General features: G+C 68.5%; 16 protein-coding genes. 15 read left to right on the top strand and 1 reads right to left on the bottom strand.

What is annotated here, in order from left to right:
• The first annotated feature begins 63 nt into the window (after positions 1-63).
• Both FFI97_RS29485 and FFI97_RS29480 read left to right on the top strand, forming a co-directional pair.
• The gene (locus tag FFI97_RS29485) at positions 64-972 is read left to right on the top strand and encodes a DMT family transporter (protein ID WP_139703533.1); all 909 of its coding nucleotides are present in this window, start codon (positions 64-66) and stop codon (positions 970-972) included.
• Complete coding sequence (locus tag FFI97_RS29480) at positions 969-1,913, top strand: glutaminase (RefSeq protein ID WP_139703532.1); 945 nt, start codon at positions 969-971, stop codon at positions 1,911-1,913. The genes FFI97_RS29485 and FFI97_RS29480 overlap by 4 nt, the downstream gene beginning before the upstream one ends.
• Before the next feature lie 7 nt (positions 1,914-1,920).
• Here the strand turns inward: FFI97_RS29480 and FFI97_RS29475 are convergent, their stop codons facing one another.
• On the bottom strand, positions 1,921-2,910 hold the full coding sequence (locus FFI97_RS29475) for an NAD-dependent epimerase/dehydratase family protein (RefSeq protein WP_139703530.1): 990 nt from the start codon (positions 2,908-2,910) through the stop codon (positions 1,921-1,923).
• 95 nt (positions 2,911-3,005) lie between these two features.
• Here FFI97_RS29475 and FFI97_RS29470 point away from each other — a divergent pair, with 95 nt between their 5' ends.
• The 13 genes from FFI97_RS29470 (at position 3,006) to FFI97_RS29410 (ending at position 16,128) form a co-directional block, all read left to right on the top strand.
• The gene (locus FFI97_RS29470; protein ID WP_139703528.1) at positions 3,006-3,962 is read left to right on the top strand and encodes a LysR family transcriptional regulator; all 957 of its coding nucleotides are present in this window, start codon (positions 3,006-3,008) and stop codon (positions 3,960-3,962) included.
• Positions 3,963-4,457, top strand: coding sequence for a hypothetical protein (locus FFI97_RS29465; RefSeq protein WP_070061358.1), 495 nt, complete (start codon positions 3,963-3,965; stop codon positions 4,455-4,457).
• Positions 4,458-4,857: 400 nt separating this feature from the next.
• Complete coding sequence (gene urtA / locus FFI97_RS29460; protein ID WP_139703526.1) at positions 4,858-6,051, top strand: urea ABC transporter substrate-binding protein; 1,194 nt, start codon at positions 4,858-4,860, stop codon at positions 6,049-6,051.
• Between the two features lie 5 nt (positions 6,052-6,056).
• Positions 6,057-6,959 carry an urea ABC transporter permease subunit UrtB gene (urtB, locus tag FFI97_RS29455; RefSeq protein ID WP_062470432.1) on the top strand — a complete coding sequence of 301 codons (903 nt, stop codon included), beginning with the start codon at positions 6,057-6,059 and terminating at the stop codon, positions 6,957-6,959.
• Positions 6,960-6,962: 3 nt separating this feature from the next.
• Positions 6,963-8,015, top strand: coding sequence for an urea ABC transporter permease subunit UrtC (urtC, locus tag FFI97_RS29450; protein ID WP_139703524.1), 1,053 nt, complete (start codon positions 6,963-6,965; stop codon positions 8,013-8,015).
• 14 nt (positions 8,016-8,029) lie between these two features.
• On the top strand, positions 8,030-8,812 hold the full coding sequence (urtD, locus tag FFI97_RS29445) for an urea ABC transporter ATP-binding protein UrtD (protein WP_139703574.1): 783 nt from the start codon (positions 8,030-8,032) through the stop codon (positions 8,810-8,812).
• A 17-nt stretch (positions 8,813-8,829) separates the two neighbouring features.
• Positions 8,830-9,519 (top strand): urea ABC transporter ATP-binding subunit UrtE, encoded by a 690-nt coding sequence (gene urtE / locus FFI97_RS29440; protein WP_139703522.1) that lies wholly within the window; start codon positions 8,830-8,832, stop codon positions 9,517-9,519.
• 42 nt (positions 9,520-9,561) lie between these two features.
• Positions 9,562-10,599, top strand: coding sequence for an aliphatic amidase (locus FFI97_RS29435; protein WP_070061362.1), 1,038 nt, complete (start codon positions 9,562-9,564; stop codon positions 10,597-10,599).
• Between the two features lie 11 nt (positions 10,600-10,610).
• A complete protein-coding gene (locus tag FFI97_RS29430; RefSeq protein ID WP_139703521.1) occupies positions 10,611-11,621 on the top strand; it encodes an alpha/beta fold hydrolase in 1,011 nt (336 codons plus the stop codon).
• Positions 11,618-12,436, top strand: coding sequence for a CbbQ/NirQ/NorQ/GpvN family protein (locus FFI97_RS29425; RefSeq protein ID WP_139703519.1), 819 nt, complete (start codon positions 11,618-11,620; stop codon positions 12,434-12,436). The genes FFI97_RS29430 and FFI97_RS29425 overlap by 4 nt, the downstream gene beginning before the upstream one ends.
• Positions 12,433-14,070 carry a nitric oxide reductase activation protein NorD gene (locus tag FFI97_RS29420; protein ID WP_139703517.1) on the top strand — a complete coding sequence of 546 codons (1,638 nt, stop codon included), beginning with the start codon at positions 12,433-12,435 and terminating at the stop codon, positions 14,068-14,070. Before FFI97_RS29425 ends, FFI97_RS29420 begins: the two co-directional genes overlap by 4 nt.
• Before the next feature lie 66 nt (positions 14,071-14,136).
• Positions 14,137-15,291, top strand: coding sequence for a transporter substrate-binding domain-containing protein (locus FFI97_RS29415; protein WP_062470403.1), 1,155 nt, complete (start codon positions 14,137-14,139; stop codon positions 15,289-15,291).
• Between the two features lie 183 nt (positions 15,292-15,474).
• On the top strand, positions 15,475-16,128 hold the full coding sequence (locus FFI97_RS29410; RefSeq protein ID WP_095948498.1) for an ANTAR domain-containing response regulator: 654 nt from the start codon (positions 15,475-15,477) through the stop codon (positions 16,126-16,128).
• The last annotated feature ends 6 nt before the right edge of the window (positions 16,129-16,134 follow it).

Below are 16,134 nucleotides of genomic sequence, written 5' to 3'. Positions count from 1 at the left end.
TCGCCGGCGCGATACGATCATCGGATGAATTCCGCGGCCCGTGCCGCCACCGATTGACCGCGAATGATCCAGCGCAAGACCCACCTCGACTCCCTGGCCATCGGCCTGCTCATCGTCTGCTGCGCGTTCTGGGGCCTGCAGCAGATCCTCATCAAGACCACCGTGACCGAGGTGCCGCCGCTGTGGCAGGCCACGGTGCGCATGGTCGGCGCGGTGGCGCTGCTGTGGCTGTGGTGCGCGGTGCGGCGCGTGCCGCTGTTCGAGCGCGACGGCACGCTGTGGCCCGGGCTGCTGGCCGGCCTGCTGTTCGCGGGCGAGTTCGCCGGCATCTACCTGGGCCTGCAGCACACCAGCGCCTCGCGGCTCACGGTGTTCCTCTACACCGCGCCCTTCTGGGTCTCGCTGCTGCTGCCGCGCTGGGTGCCGGCCGAGCGGCTGCGCGGCTTCCAGTGGCTGGGCCTGTTCATCGCCTTCGCGGGCGTGGTGCTGGCCTTCAGCGAAGGCTTCGGCCACATGAGCTCGTCGCAGCTCATCGGCGACGGCATGGCCCTGGCGGCCGGCATGCTCTGGGGCCTGACCACGCTCACACTGCGCACCACGCGCCTGGCCACGGCCAGCGCCGAGAAGACGCTGTTCTACCAAGTGGCCGTGACCGCGGCCGTGTGCCCGGTGCTGTCGCTCGCGCTGGGCGAAACCTGGGGCTTCTCTTACTCCGCCTGGGCCTGGACCTCCATCGGCCTGCAGACGGTGGTCGGCGCCTTCGCCAGCTACCTCACCTGGATGTGGCTGCTGCGGCACTACCCGGCCACGCAGATGTCGTCCTTCACCTTTCTCACGCCGCTGTTCGCGCTGATCTTCGGCGTGGCGCTGCTGAAGGAGCCGCTCACGCTGCAGCTGGTGGTGGCACTGATCGGCGTGGCGCTGGGCATCGTGCTGGTGAACCGGCGGCCTGCGGTACAACGCCCGGCATGAGCAAGAAACTCCACCGGTTCCAGCCCGTCCTCGACGAGATCGTCGCCACCCTGCGCCTGCAGCTCGGCCAGGGCGGCACCGTGGCCAGCTACATCCCGGCGCTGGCGCGTGTCGATGCGCGGCAGTTCGGCATCGCGCTGCGCACCTGCGACGGCGAGGAAGCCGGCGCGGGCGACTTCGAGACGCCCTTCTCGATCCAGAGCGTGTCCAAGCTCTTCACGCTCACGCTCGCCATGCAGCGCATGGGCGACGCGCTGTGGGAGCGCATCGGGCGCGAGCCCTCGGGCAACCCCTTCAACTCGCTGGTGCAGCTGGAGAACGAGCAGGGCAAGCCGCGCAACCCCTTCATCAATGCCGGCGCCATCGCGGTGGCCGACCGGCTCGTGAGCCAGGCCAAGGCCAAGGGCGGCAGCGCCAAGGCCGACATCCTCGCGCTCATGAGCAGCCTGTGCGGCGAGCGCATCGGCTTCGACGGCGAGGTGGCGCAGTCGGAGGCCGACACGGGCTTTCGCAACGTCGCGCTGGCCAACTTCATGAAGAGCTTCGGCAAGATCGACAACGACGTGGCCGAGGTGCTCGACACCTACTTCCACCAGTGCGCGCTGCGCATGAGCTGCCGCCAGCTCGCGCGCGCCGCCGCCTTCCTGTGCCGCGACGGCGCGCACCCGATTCCCGGCGAGCCCGAGGTCACGGGCGAGCGGCAGACGCGCCGCATCAACTCGCTGATGCTCACCTGCGGCACCTACGACGCGGCCGGCGACGTGGCCTTTTCGATCGGCCTGCCCTGCAAGAGCGGCGTGGGCGGCGGCATCGTCGCGGTGGTGCCCGACCAGCTCACGCTGTGCGTGTGGTCGCCGGCGCTCGATGCCACCGGCAATTCGCTGCTGGGCATGAAGGCGCTGGAGCTGTTCGTGGCGCGCACCGGGCTGTCGGTGTTCTGACCCACGCTCAGACCGCGACGGCCACCGGCGCCACAGGCAGGCAGCCCATGCCGTCGAGCGCGGCCTCCACCGCTTCTTCGAGCGGCGTGTGCGGCTCGCGGCCCAGAAAGGCCACCAGCTTCGCGTTGTCCATGCCCACGGGCGTGCGCCACAGGTAGCGCATCTCGCGCAGTTCGCGAAAGGTGACGACGAAGGGCGAGGCCAGCGCCAGCAACCACCACGGGAAGGCCGACACGCGCACCTGGGCGCCGGTGCGCCGGGCCACCACCTTGCGGATCGCGTCGCTCATGCGCGTGCCGTCGGCATCCCAGTGGCCGGTCATGTGAAAGCGCGCAAAGGGCGCGAGCCGGTCGCGCCGCGCCAGCAGCTCGACCATGGTGCGGGCCACATCCGGCAGGTACGACCACTGGTGGCCCACACCGGGGTCGCCGGGGCGGCTGACGGCCCGGACGGGCTGGCCCGCCTTCACCAGCCCCTGCGAGAACCAGTTGTTGCCCGCCTTCGGGCCGAAGAAGTCACCGGCGCGCACGATCAGCACGCGCGCGCCCTCGCGGCTGGCGTCTTCGAGGCGCCGTTCCATCTCGACGCGGATCGCACCCTTGGCGGTGAGCGGGCGCTGCGGCGAGTCTTCGGCCAGCAGCGGAAAGGCATCGGGACCGAAGTTGTAGACCGTGCCGGGCAGCACGACGGTCGCGCCCTCGGCCTTCGCGGCGGCCAGGGTGCTGTCGAGCATCGGCAGCACCAGCTCCGACCAGCCGCGGTAGCCCGGCGGATTGACCGCATGCACGATGACCGCGCAGCCCTTCGCGGCCCGTCGCACGGCCTGCGCGTCCATCGCATCGCCGGCCAGCCAGGTGATGCCCTCGCGCTTTCCTTCGACCGCGCCGCGCTTCAGGGCGCGCACCTCCCAGCCCGCATCGCACAGCTGGCGGGCCACCTCGCCGCCGATGCCGCCCGTGGCGCCGAGCACCAGAACCGTGTTGTCGTTGCGTGCCATGAAATGCTCCTGAACAGTGATCGATGGGTGAATTCTGGGCAGGATGGGGTTCGAATGGAATTGCCGAACATGCACCACCGGCCATACATTTCCGTATGACCTGGAACATCAGCTGGGAGCTGTACCGCTCCTTCCTCGGCGTGCTGCGCGAGGGTTCGCTCTCGGGTGCGGCGCGCGCACTCGGCATCACGCAACCCACCGTCGGTCGCCACGTGGCGGCGCTCGAAGAAGCGCTCGGCGTGGTGCTCTTCACCCGCTCGCAGGTGGGCCTGCTGCCCACCGAGGTCGCGCTGGCGCTGCGCACGCACGCCGAGGCCATGGAGAGCACCGCGGCCTCGCTGCAGCGCGCCGCCAGCAGCCAGGGTGACGGCGTGCGCGGCGTGGTGCGGGTGTCGGTCAGCGAGGTGGTCGCGGTGGAGGTGCTGCCGCCGGTGGTGGCGCGGCTGCGCGAGGCGCACCCGGCGCTGAAGGTCGAGCTGGTGTCGACCAACCGCGTGCAAGACCTGCTGCGGCGCGAGGCCGACATCGCCGTGCGCATGGTGCGGCCCCGGCAGGCGCAGCTGGTGGCGCGCCGCATCGGCCACATCGAGCTGGGCTTCCATGCGCACACGAGCTACCTGGCGCGCCATGGCACGCCGCGCACGCCCGACGACCTGGCGGCGCACGCGCTCATCGGCTACGACCAGCCCTCGGCCTTCGTGCGCGAGGCGATCAAGTCCTTCAAGTCGGTCACGGGTTTCACGCGCGATGCCTTTGCGCTGCGCACCGACAGCGACCTCGCGCAGCTGGCCCTCATCCGCGCGGGCGCGGGCATCGGCGTGTGCCAGGTGGGCCTGGCCAAGCGCGACGCCGCGCTGGTGCGCCTGCTGCCGCGCGCGCTCTCGCTCAAGCTCGACACCTGGGTCACGATGCACGAGGACCTGCGCCACAGCCCGCGCTGCCGCGTGGCCTTCGATGCGCTGGTCGAGGGCTTGCAACAGTACGTGGGCGCGGCGGCCGCCCCCGCGCCCCGGGCGACAATGCCCCGCGCAAGACCCAAAGCTTCTCCCTGAATGACGACGACCGATTCCCCCGACCACCTCCCCCTGCAGGAACCCCGCCTCTGGCGCGACGACCTCTGGACCGCCCGCATCATCAAGAACGAGGAAGACGACGGCTGGGCCGTCGAGATGACCCGCCACGGCGACCCCGAGCCCGCGCTCGTCGGTCCCTGGACCATGGGCCGCGACAAGAAGAACCCCAAGCCGCTGGACACCCCCGCCTTCCACACGCTGGTGAAGACCGCCGCCGAGGTGATCCGCCGCCACGAACAGCAGCTGCACGCCACGCTCAACAAGAGCGTGACGGTCACCGCGCGCAACGACCAACGCGTGCGCGTGGCGCTGTCGATCGTGCCCGACGAGGACAACCCCTCGGCCACGCTCACGGCCTACGACGACGCCGACGACTCGGAGCTGGCGAGCGTGAACGTGTCGCCCGCGTTCCGGCTCACGACCTCGAGCGCGACCGCGTGGATCGAGTCGGACTACGCACGCCCGCGCAGCTGATGCACCCGGGCGCTGCGCGCGAATAGCACACGCGCCGCACTTTCGCCAATTAGCGAAAGAGCGTATGTTCACGCCGGGGTGAGTTGAGAAGAATCCGCCCCAACGAGCAATCGTTCCCAGTCATACGACGCCCGCTGCCAGTGCTGCCAGCGAGGTGTCGGGCAATTAAGCCCGAATCGGTTTCACCACCGGTTCGGGCTTTTTTGTTTTTTCGGTCGCAACAACGCCTTTTCAAAACGGATGCGCGTCATCCGGTGGCGCAGCTTTGCCCGAAGAAAACGCACTGGCAGCACAGCGCTCGTTTGCAGGGGCCGCGCGGCGGGAGGAGACACCCACCACGCGGTTCCGAAGGTCGGATGTTCCTGATGACTCGCACAAAACCAAAGCAAAGGAATTTGACATGACGAACGCTTTCAACCGCCGCCAGATCGTGAAGACCGGCGGCTCGATGATCGTGCTGGGCGCCGCCTCCGGCGTGGCCGGCCTGGCTCGCGCGCAGGACGGCGCCACCGTGAAGCTCGGCCTGCTGCACTCGCTCTCGGGCACCATCGCCATCGCCGAGGCCTCGCTGGTCGACGCCGAGAAGCTGGCCATCGAGGAGATCAACGCCGCCGGCGGCGTGATGGGCAAGAAGATCGAGGCCGTGGTCGAAGACGGCGCGAGCGAGAACTCGGTGTTCGCCGAGAAGGCGCGCAAGCTGCTGGAGCGCGACAAGGTGGCGGCCATCATCGGCTGCTACACCTCGGCCTCGCGCAAGGCGCTGCTGCCGGTGCTCAACCAGGCCAAGGGCCTGCTGTTCTACCCCACCTACTACGAGGGCCAGGAGCAGGACAAGCGCGTGTTCTACCCCTCGCAGGAAGCCACGCAGTCGGTGATCGCGGCGGTGGAGTGGATGGCACGCGAGAAGGGCAAGAACTTCTTCCTCGTCGGCTCCGACTACATCTACCCGCGCACCTGCAACAAGATCGCCAAGCCCGCCATCGCGAAGGCCGGCGGCAAGGTGCTCGGCGAAGAGTACGCACCGCTGGGCCACACCGAGTTCTCCTCGATCATCAACAAGATCAAGGCCGCCAAGCCCGACTGCATCTACAGCACGGTGGTGGGCGGCTCCAACGTGGCCTTCTACAAGCAGCTGCGCGCGGCGGGCCTGGACGGCGCCAAGCAGGTGCTGCTCTCGACCGTGGTGTCCGAGAACGAGATCGACGGCATCGGCAAGGACAACGCCGCGGGCTACTACGCCTGCATGGGCTACTTCCAGAGCATCAAGTCACCGGCCAACGAGAAGTTCGTGAAGGCCTTCAAGGCGAAGTACGGGCAGGACCGCGTGATCGGCGACCCCATGGAGGTGGCCTACAACAGCGTGTACCTGTGGAAGCTGGCGGTGGAAAAGGCCAAGTCCTTCGACGTCGACAAGGTCACGGCCGCTGCCGCGGGCGTGGAGATCGAGGCGCCCGAGGGCACGGTGCGCGTGCACGCCACCAACCACCACGTGTGGAAGAAGGTGCGCGTGGGCCGCGCGCGGCCCGACGGACAGTTCGACATCGTGTGGGAATCGCCGCAGCTGGTCGAGCCCAACCCCTTCCCGAAGGTCTGAACGCGATGAACTTCGACATCGCGGTGATGCAGGTGTTCAACGGCGTGAGCCTGTTCACCATCCTGCTGCTCATGGCCATCGGGCTGGCCATCGTGTTCGGCCTGATGGGCGTCATCAACATGGCGCACGGCGAGCTGATGGCGCTGGGCGCCTACATGACCTACCTGGCGGCGCGCTTCTTCGCGCACTACGCGCCGGGCTTCATGGACCTGTACCTGTTCGCCGCGATTCCGTTCGCGTTCGCCGTGACCTTCGCGTTCGGCTATGTGCTGGAGCGGGGCTTCATCCGCTTCTTCTACGACCGCCCGCTGGACACCCTGCTGGCCACCTGGGGCCTGAGCCTCATGCTGCAGCAGGCCTACCGCTCGATCTTCGGCGCGCAGGAAGTGAGCGTGCCGCTGGCCTCGTGGCTGGCGGGGGCGTGGGAGCCGACGGCGGGCATCCAGCTGCCGCTGAACCGCATCTTCATCGTCGGGCTCACGGCCCTGGTGGCGGTCGGCGTGTACCTGCTGCTGTACCGCACGCCGTGGGGGCTGAAGGTGCGCGCGGTGACGCAGAACCGCGCCATCGCCGGCGCGGTAGGCATCGACACGCACCGCGTCGACGCGATGACCTTCGCGCTGGGCTCGGGCCTGGCGGGCATCGCGGGCGCGGTGTTCACCATGATCGGCTCGACCAACCCCGGCACGGGCCAGCTGTACATCGTCGATTCGTTCATCGTGGTGGTGTTCGGCGGCGTGCAGAGCCTCATCGGCACCGCGCTCTCGGGCTTTGCCATCGCGCAGTCGCAGACCTGGCTCGAGTACCTCATGAGCGGCTCGATGGCCAAGGCCACGATCCTGCTGCTGGTGATCGCGGTGCTGTACTTCCGGCCGAACGGCCTGTTCGCCACGCGGTCGAGGAGCTGAGGCATGCACGGTCTTTCTCCTCAACGCAAGCGCGACCTCGGCGCGCTGCTCGCGGTGCTGGTGCTGCTGGCGGTGGTGCTGCCGCTCACGCTCGACCCGTTCCGCCTGAACCTCGTGAGCAAGTACCTCGCCTTCGCGTTCGTCGCGGTGGGCGTGGTGCTCACCTGGGGCTACGGCGGCGTGCTGAGCCTGGGCCAGGGCATGTTCTTCGGGCTGGGCGGCTACATGATGGCCATGTTCCTCAAGCTCGAGGCCTCGGCGCCCGAGCTGCCGGACTTCATGGTGTGGAGCAGCGTCGAGCAGCTGCCCGCGTGGTGGCAGCCCTTCCACTCGCTGGGCTGGACGGTGGCGGGCATCCTCGTCGTGCCCGCCGTGCTGGCCTACGTGTTCTCGTACGCGATCTTCAAGCGGCGCGTGAGCGGCGTGTACTTCGCGATCGTCACGCTGTCGCTGGCGCTCACGCTCACGGTGGTGGTGGTCGGCCAGCAGGGCGACACCGGCGGTGCCAACGGCATCACCGATTTCCGCACGCTGCTGGGCTGGGACATCGCCGGCGACGAAGCCAAGCGCACGATGTACTTCGTCGAGGTGGCGGCCATTGCGCTCGTGATGATGGTGTCGCTCGCCATCGTGCGCAGCCGCTTCGGCAAGCTGCTGATCGCCATCCGTGACAAGGAAGACCGCGTGCGCTTCAGCGGCTACAACACGGCACACATGAAGGCCTTCGTGTTCGCGGTGGCCGCCGTCTTGTCAGCCATCGGCGGTGCGTTCTACAGCCTGCAGGTGGGGCTGATCGCGCCGGGCGTGATCGGCGTCGTGGCCTCGGTCGAGATGGTGATCTACGCAGCGGTCGGCGGGCGGCTGTCGATTCCGGGCGCGGTGATCGGCGCGCTGCTCATCGGCTTCCTCAAGTCGTACCTGTCGGAGACCTTCCCCGAAGGCTGGCTGTACGTGCTGGGCGCGGTGTTCATCCTCGTGGTGTGGGCGATGCCGAACGGGCTCGCGGGCCTGGGCGAGAGGCTCATGCGCCGTCGGGGTGCGGAGGTCGCGCCATGAACGCCACGATGACGATGCCCAACGGCGGGCTGCCGCAGGCGGCCTCGGCGGTGCCGCCGTCGAGCGAGCAGATCCTGCGCATCGAAGACCTCACCGTGTCCTTCGATGGCTTCAAGGCCGTGGACGGGCTCAGCCTCTCGGTCGAGCGCAACGAGCTGCGCGTGATCATCGGCCCGAACGGCGCCGGCAAGACCACGCTGCTGGACATGGTGTGCGGCAAGACCAAGCCCAGCGCGGGCCGCGTGCTGTTCAACGGCCAGGACCTCGGCCGCCTGAACGAGTACGAGATCGTGCGTGCCGGCGTGGGCCGCAAGTTCCAGACGCCCTCCGTGTACGAAGACCTCACGGTGCTGGAGAACTTCGAGATCTCGCTGCCGCGCATGCACGGCCTGCTGCAATCGCTGACCTTTCGCCGCACGCCCGCCGTGCGCGAACGCATCGACGCGATGGCCGAGCAGGTCTTCCTGAGCGATCGCCTGGGCCACCGCGCCGGGCAGCTCAGCCATGGGCAGAAGCAGTGGCTCGAGATCGGGATGCTGCTGATGCAGGAGCCCGAGCTGCTGCTGCTCGACGAGCCCGTGGCCGGCATGAGCCCGCGCGAGCGCGAACAGACCGGCGACCTGCTGCGGCGCATCTCGGCCGGCAAGTCGGTGGTCGTGATCGAGCACGACATGGACTTCGTCAAGCGCATCGCGCACCGCGTCACGGTGCTGCACCAGGGCAAGTTGCTGAGCGAAGGCACAGCCGCCGAAGTGCAGGCCGACCCGCGCGTGATCGACGTGTACCTCGGCCATTGAGAAAAGGAGATATCCACATGCTCGAAGTCTCCGATCTCAACGTGGCGTATGGCGAATCGCACGTCATCCGCGATGTGTCGCTGCGCGTTGCGCCCGACGAAGCAGTCGCCATCATGGGCCGCAACGGCATGGGCAAGACCACCTTGCTGAAGTCGCTCATCGGCCTCTTGCCCGCGCGCGGCGGCCACATCCGCCTGGGCGGCGCCGAGCTCACGACGCTGCCCAGCTACCAGCGCGTGGCGCAGGGCCTGGCCTTCGTGCCGCAGGGGCGCATGGTGTTCCCGTTCCTCACGGTGGAGCAGAACATCCTCGCCGGTGCCGCGAAGTCGGGTCATCGCACGGTGCCCGACTACCTCTACACCTTCTTCCCCGTGCTCAAGGACATGAAGCAGCGCAAGGCCGGCAACCTCTCGGGCGGCCAGCAGCAGATGCTGGCGATTGCGCGCGCGCTCATCTCGGAGCCGAAGGTGCTGATCCTCGACGAGCCCACCGAGGGCATCCAGCCTTCGATCATCAAGGAGATCGCGCAGACGCTGAACGTGCTGCGCGCCGAGCGCGGCTTCGCCGTCGTGGTGTCGGAGCAGGTGCTGAGCTTCGCGCTCGACCTGGCTGACCGCTTTCTCGTCATCGACCGGGGCCGCATCGTGCACGACGAAGCGCGCGCGAGCCTCGACCAGGACAAGGTCAGGTCTTTCCTGACCGTGTAGCCCTTCCTCTTTTTCTTCAACCACCCCTTCAGGAGCAGCGTCATGAGACATGGTGATATTTCGAGCAGCAACGATTGCGTCGGCGTCGCGGTCGTCAACTACAAGATGCCCCGCCTGCACACCAAGGCCGAGGTGCTGGACAACGCACGCAAGATCGGCGAGATGCTGGTCGGCATGAAGAAAGGCCTGCCCGGCATGGACCTGGTGATCTTTCCCGAGTACTCCACGCACGGGATCATGTACGACGCCAAGGAGATGTACGACACCGCGTCGGCCATCCCCGGCGAGGAGACCGCGATCTTCGCGGACGCGTGCCGGCGCGCCAACGTGTGGGGCGTGTTCTCGCTCACCGGCGAGCGCCACGAGGAGCACCCGAACAAGGCGCCCTACAACACGCTGATCCTCATGAACAACCAGGGCGAGATCGTCCAGAAGTACCGCAAGATCATGCCGTGGGTGCCCATCGAGGGCTGGTACCCGGGCGACTGCACCTACGTGAGCGAAGGCCCCAAGGGCATGAAGATGAGCCTGATCATCTGCGACGACGGCAACTACCCCGAGATCTGGCGCGACTGCGCGATGCGCGGCGCCGAGCTCATCATCCGCTGCCAGGGCTACATGTACCCGGCCAAGGAGCAGCAGATCATGGTCTCCAAGGCCATGGCCTTCATGAACAACACCTACGTGGCGGTGGCCAACGCGGCCGGCTTCGACGGCGTGTACTCGTACTTCGGCCACTCGGCGCTCATCGGCTTCGACGGCCGCACGCTCGGCGAATGCGGCGAGGAAGAGATGGGCATCAACTACGCCGAGCTGTCGATGGGCCTGATCCGCGACGCGCGCAAGAACGGCCAGTCGCAGAACCACCTGTTCAAGCTGGTGCACCGCGGCTACACCGGCACCATCAACTCGGGCGACGGCGACAAGGGCGTGGCGGCCTGCCCCTACAACTTCTACACGCAGTGGATCAACGACCCCGAGGGCACGCGCGAGATGGTGGAGTCGTTCACGCGCACCACGGTCGGCACGCCCGAGTGCCCGATCGAGGGCATTCCGAACGAACCGGCCAAGCACCGCTGAAGCACCGCCCCATGGACCACGACATCTTCGAACTCGGCGATGTCGCGCTGCAGCGGGGGGCCACCCTGCGCGGCGCGAAGCTCGCCTACAAGACCTACGGCACGCTCAACGCACAGAAGAGCAACGCCATCGTCTATCCGACCTGGTACTCGGGCCAGCACTATGACAACGAGTGGCTCATCGGCCCCGGCATGGCGCTGGACCCGGCGAAGTACTTCATCATCGTGCCCAACATGCTGGGCAACGGCCTCTCGTCCTCGCCGAGCAACACGCCCGAGCCCTACAACCTGGCGCGCTTTCCGAACGTCACGCTCTACGACAACGTGACGCTGCAGCACCGGCTGGTGACCGAGCAGTTCGGCATCGAACAGCTCGCGCTGGTGGTGGGCTGGTCGATGGGCGCGCAGCAGACCAACCAGTGGGGGTGCCTGTACCCCGAGATGGTGAAGCGCATCGCGCCCTTCTGCGGTTCGGCGAAGACGGCGCCGCACAACATCGTGTTCCTCGAAGGCGTGAAGGCCGCGCTCACGGCCGATGCCGCATGGAACGGCGGCTGGTACACCACGCCGCCGACGCGCGGACTGCGCGCGGTGGGCCGCGTGTACGCGGGCTGGGGTTTGTCGCAGCCCTTCTACATGCAGCAGCTGTGGCGTGAGCTGGGCTTCAGCTCGCTCGAAGACTTCCTGGTCGGCTACTGGGAAGGCTTCTTTTTGCAGAAGGACGCGAACAACCTGCTCGCGATGCTGTGGTCGTGGCAGCACGGCGACATCAGCGACAACCCGGTGTTCAAGGGCGACATCAAGAAAGCACTGGGCGCCATCCAGGCGCGCGCGCTCGTGATGCCGGCCGAGCGCGACCTGTACTTTCCCGTGGCCGACAACGAATGGGAGGTGTCGCACATGCCGAACGCCGAGTGCCGCCCGATCCCGGGCGTGTGGGGCCACTTTGCCGGCGGCGGCAGCAGCCCGGTCGACACCCGCTTCATCGACAACGCCCTCAAGGAACTGCTCGCCACGCCATGAACGCCCCCGTCCACGATCCGCTCGCCAGCTACCGCATCGAGACCGAGCCCTTCTACCGGCCCGCTGGAAACGAAGTGGCGCTCTATGAACACGCCTATCGCCACCGCATGCCGCTGATCCTGAAAGGGCCGACCGGTTGCGGCAAGACGCGCTTCGTGGAGCACATGGCGTGGTCGCTCGGGCGGCCGCTGGTCACGCTCGCGTGCAACGAGGACATGACGGCGTCGGACCTCGTGGGGCGCTACCTGCTCGACGCGAGCGGCACGGCCTGGCACGACGGGCCGCTGACGCTCGCGGTGCGCCATGGCGGCATCTGCTACCTCGACGAGGTGGTGGAGGCGCGGCAGGACACCACCGTGGTGATCCACCCGCTGACCGACGCGCGCCGCATCCTGCCGCTGGACAAGAAGGGCGAGCTGGTGCACGCGCACCCCGACTTCCAGCTGGTGGTGTCGTACAACCCCGGCTACCAGAGCAGCGCCAAGGACATGAAGCCCTCGACGCGCCAGCGCTTCGCCGCGCTGGAGTTCGACTACCCCGACGGCGCGCTCGAAGCGGAGATCGTCGCGCACGAGGCCGGCGTCGGCATCGAGCTCGCCACGAAGCTGGTGGCCATTGCGCACTGCTCGCGCGAGCTCAAGCACCGCGGGCTCGACGAGGGTGTGTCGACGCGCATGCTGATCTACGCGGGCGTGCTGATCCGCGACGGCGTGTCGCCGCGCGACAGCTGCGACATGACGATGACGCGCGCCCTCACCGACGACCCCGACATGGCGAGCGCGCTGCAGGGCTTTGTCGAGGCGCAGTTCGGATGAACGACGGGCACGGCGCCCTCTCGCTGCTGGCGCGCGGGCTGGCCGGCGTCGATGTCGACGTGCAGCCGCTGGCCGGCGCGCGTGCTGTGCTCACGGGGCGCCGGCTGCTGCTGCCCGAGGGCGACGAGGCCGTGCGCCTGCACCGCGCGATGGTCGCGCATGCGGTCGCGCACCTGCGCCACTCGACGCCTGCGCGACCGGCGCGCGCACTCAAGCCCATGGGCATCGCGGTGGTCTCGGCCCTTGAAGATGCGCGCGTCGAGCGGCTGCTGTGCCGCGACTTTCCCGGCCTGCATGGCTGGTTCGTCGCCGCCCTGCCGCCCGCGCCCGATCCACTGGACCTGCGCTTTGCCGCGCTGGTCGCGCGCATGGACCGCGTGCTGCTTCGCGCCGAAGCGCAGGACGACAACCACTGGGTGAACAAAGCGCGCCGCCTGTTCGACGAGACAGTCTCGCGCGCAGGGCTGGAAGACTACGACGCCTTCCGCGCCGTCGCCTCGATCCTCGCCAACGACCTGGGCCAGATGCGCGTGCGCTTCGAGCCGCAGGACTACGCCGTGCCCGCGCCCTGGCGCGACGACAACAGCTACCTGTGGGACTTCGGCGAGGCCGAGACGCCGCCCGACGACGCCATCGCGTTGCAGCAGACCGGCGCGCGGCCACCGCCACCTTCGTCCGATGCACCGAACGAAGGCAACGACGCGCCACCCGAAGGCATCGCCGACATGGAACTCGGCCGCTACAGCTACCCCGAATGGGACCGCACGCAGGAGCGCCTGCGCCCCGACTGGTGCACGGTGATCGAGAAGCTGCCCGCGTGGCAGGGCCTGGGCACGGCGGGCACTTCGGCGGCGGCTGGCAACGAGCGGATCGTGCCGCTCGCCCTGCCCCGCGCGCGCCACCTCGACCGCACGCACCGCCTGCGCCGCCAGTGGGAAGGCGACGACATCGACCTCAACGCAGCCATCGAGGTGCTGGTCGATCGCCGCCTGCGCCTGCGGCCCGATGCGCGGTTGTTCATGCGCCCCGGCAAGGGGCCGCGCCCGTCGAGCGTGCTGGTGCTGCTCGATCTCTCGGAGTCGGCCAACGACGCGGGCCACGGCGACGGCGCCGTTTCGCTGCTCGACCTGGAGAAGCAGGCCGCGCTGCTGCTGGCCGCCTCGAACGCGCGCGGCATCGACCGGCTCGCCATCCACGGCTTCTCGTCGAACACGCGCGCCGAGGTGTACTACTACCGCCTGCTCGAGTTCGGCCAGCCGCTGGCCGCGCCCTCGCGCGCCATGATCGGCGCGGTGCGCGGACGCTATTCGACGCGCATGGGCGCCGCGCTGCGCCATGCGGCCTCGCACCTGCAGGCCGAGCCGGCGGGGCCGCGCGCGATCCTGCTGGTGACCGACGGTGCACCGTCGGACATCGACGTGCACGACCCGAAGTACCTGATCGAAGACGCCCGCCAGGCCGTGGCCGAGGCGCGCGACGCCGGCGTGCGCAGCGCCTGCATCGCGGTGGACGGCGCGGCCGACGCGTACGTGCGGCGCATCTTCGGCTGGCGCAACTATTGCATCGCCGACGACGCGCGCAGCCTGCCCGCGCGGCTGGCCCGCATGAGCACGCGGCTGGCCGCCGCCCATTGACCGACCGAATGAAGAAAGCCAGGGAGGAGCACACAATGAGGGCCCACACATCCAGGAGACACCCCAGTGGCTGACAGGGACCCTCTTCGCGTCGGCATTCTGTATTCCGAGACCGGCGTCACCTCGACCATCGGCCTGTCGCAGCTGCAGGGCGCGCTGCTGGCCATCGAGGAGATCAACGCGGCCGGCGGCGTCGACGGCCGCGAACTCGTGGCCGTGCGCTACGACCCGCAATCGAACCCCGTGCGCTACGCCCAGCTGGCCGAGCGGCTGATCGTGCAGGACCGCGTCAACGTGCTCTTCGGCTGCTACATGTCGAGCAGCCGCAAGGCCGTGATCCCGGTGATCGAGAAGTGGAACAAGCTGCTGTTCTACCCCACGCTGTACGAAGGCTTCGAGTACTCGGGCAACGTGATCTACACCGGCGCGGCGCCCAACCAGAACAGCGTGCAGCTGGCCGAGTTCATGACCACGAACTTCGGCGCGCGCGTGTACCTGATCGGCTCCGACTACATCTACCCCTACGAGTCGAACCGCATCATGGGCGAGCTGGTGATGCAGCGCCCCGGCAGCGAAAAGCTCGGCGAGCGCTACGTGGCGCTGGACGCCACCGAGAAGGACTACCGCGCGATCATGGACGACATCCGCGACAAGCGGCCCGACTTCATCTTCTCGACGGTGGTGGGCGATTCCACCGCGAGCCTGTACCGCGCCTATGCCGAGGCCGGCTTCGACCCGAAGACGATGCCCATCTCGAGCCTCACCACCTCGGAGGCCGAGATTTCGCAGATGGGCCCTGGCGTGGCCACGGGCCACTTCACGGCGGCGCCGTATTTCCAGTCGATCGATTCGCCCGCCAACCAGCGCTGCCTGGCGCGGCTGCGCGCGCGCTTCGGCGACGGCTGCGTGCCCAACCTGTGCTGGGAGGCCTCGTACTTCCAGATGCACATCTTCGCCAACGCCTTCCGGCAGGCGGGCACCGACGGCATCGCGGAGATCCTGCCGCACATCCTGGGCAGCGAGTTCGATGCGCCGCAGGGCCGCGTGAAGATCGACCCGACCAACCACCACACCTGCCTGTACCCGCGCATCGGCCGCGTCGACGCGCACGGGCAGTTCACCATCGTGCGCCAGGCGACGCGCCCGGTGTACCCGGACCCGTACCTCGTCACGCACTCGCTGGGCGACTGGACGGCGCGGCTCGATGCGCTGGAGCTCTAGGATGAACCCGCAGCGGTCGTTCATCGGCGAGTCCCGGCAGCGTGTCCCCGTGCGCAGGGCACCGGGTGCTTCCCGCAGCGAAATCAAGGAGGAGCCGAAGGCGGGGGACATTCGCGGAGGGAAGTACCCGATGGCCTGCGCACGCACCCCGGACAACAGCAGCCCCCAACGAAAGCGCTGACCGTGGACAGCACAGCCCCCAAGCGACACACCCTGCGGGTGACGCCACCGCAGCTCAAGGAGCTGCGGCTGCTGAAGATCGCGGTGATCCACCCCGACGACGCAGACGGCCGGCAGCTCACCCAGCAACTGCAGCGCATCGGCTGCCAGGTGCAGGCCTTCTGGCCGCCCGTGCAGCATCTGCCCGAGGGCATCGACGTGGCCTTCATGGCCGTGCAGCCCGACTTCATCAACCTGCGCTTCGAGTGGACCCAGAGCGAGGATGCTCCCGCCGTCATCGCCGTCGTGACCTACGAGAACCCGACCATCGTCGAGGCCGTGCTCGAGATCCGCGCCAAGGCCGTGCTGCCGTCGCCGGTGCGCTCGTTCGGCCTGCTGTCGGCGCTGGTGGTCGCGCGCGAAGCGCACAAGGAAAGCCGCTCGCTCGCGCGGCGCCTGCGCAAGACCGAGGCCAAGCTGCTCGGCGTGCGCCAGCTGGCCGAGGCCAAGAGCATCCTCATGAAGACGCACGACGTGTCCGAAGGCCAGGCCCACGACCTGATCCGCGAACAGGCCATGAGCAAGCGCACCACCATGGAAGACATTGCCGCGGCCATCGTCAACGCCAACGAGATCCTCTCGCTGGGCACCCGCGGCCCCAAGCCCGGGCCGGGCTGAACGCGC

Source organism: Variovorax sp. KBS0712, from assembly GCF_006323185.2.
In the GTDB taxonomy this organism is placed as follows: domain Bacteria; phylum Pseudomonadota; class Gammaproteobacteria; order Burkholderiales; family Burkholderiaceae_C; genus Variovorax; species Variovorax boronicumulans.
This window is presented reverse-complemented; position numbering and strand designations above follow the sequence as displayed.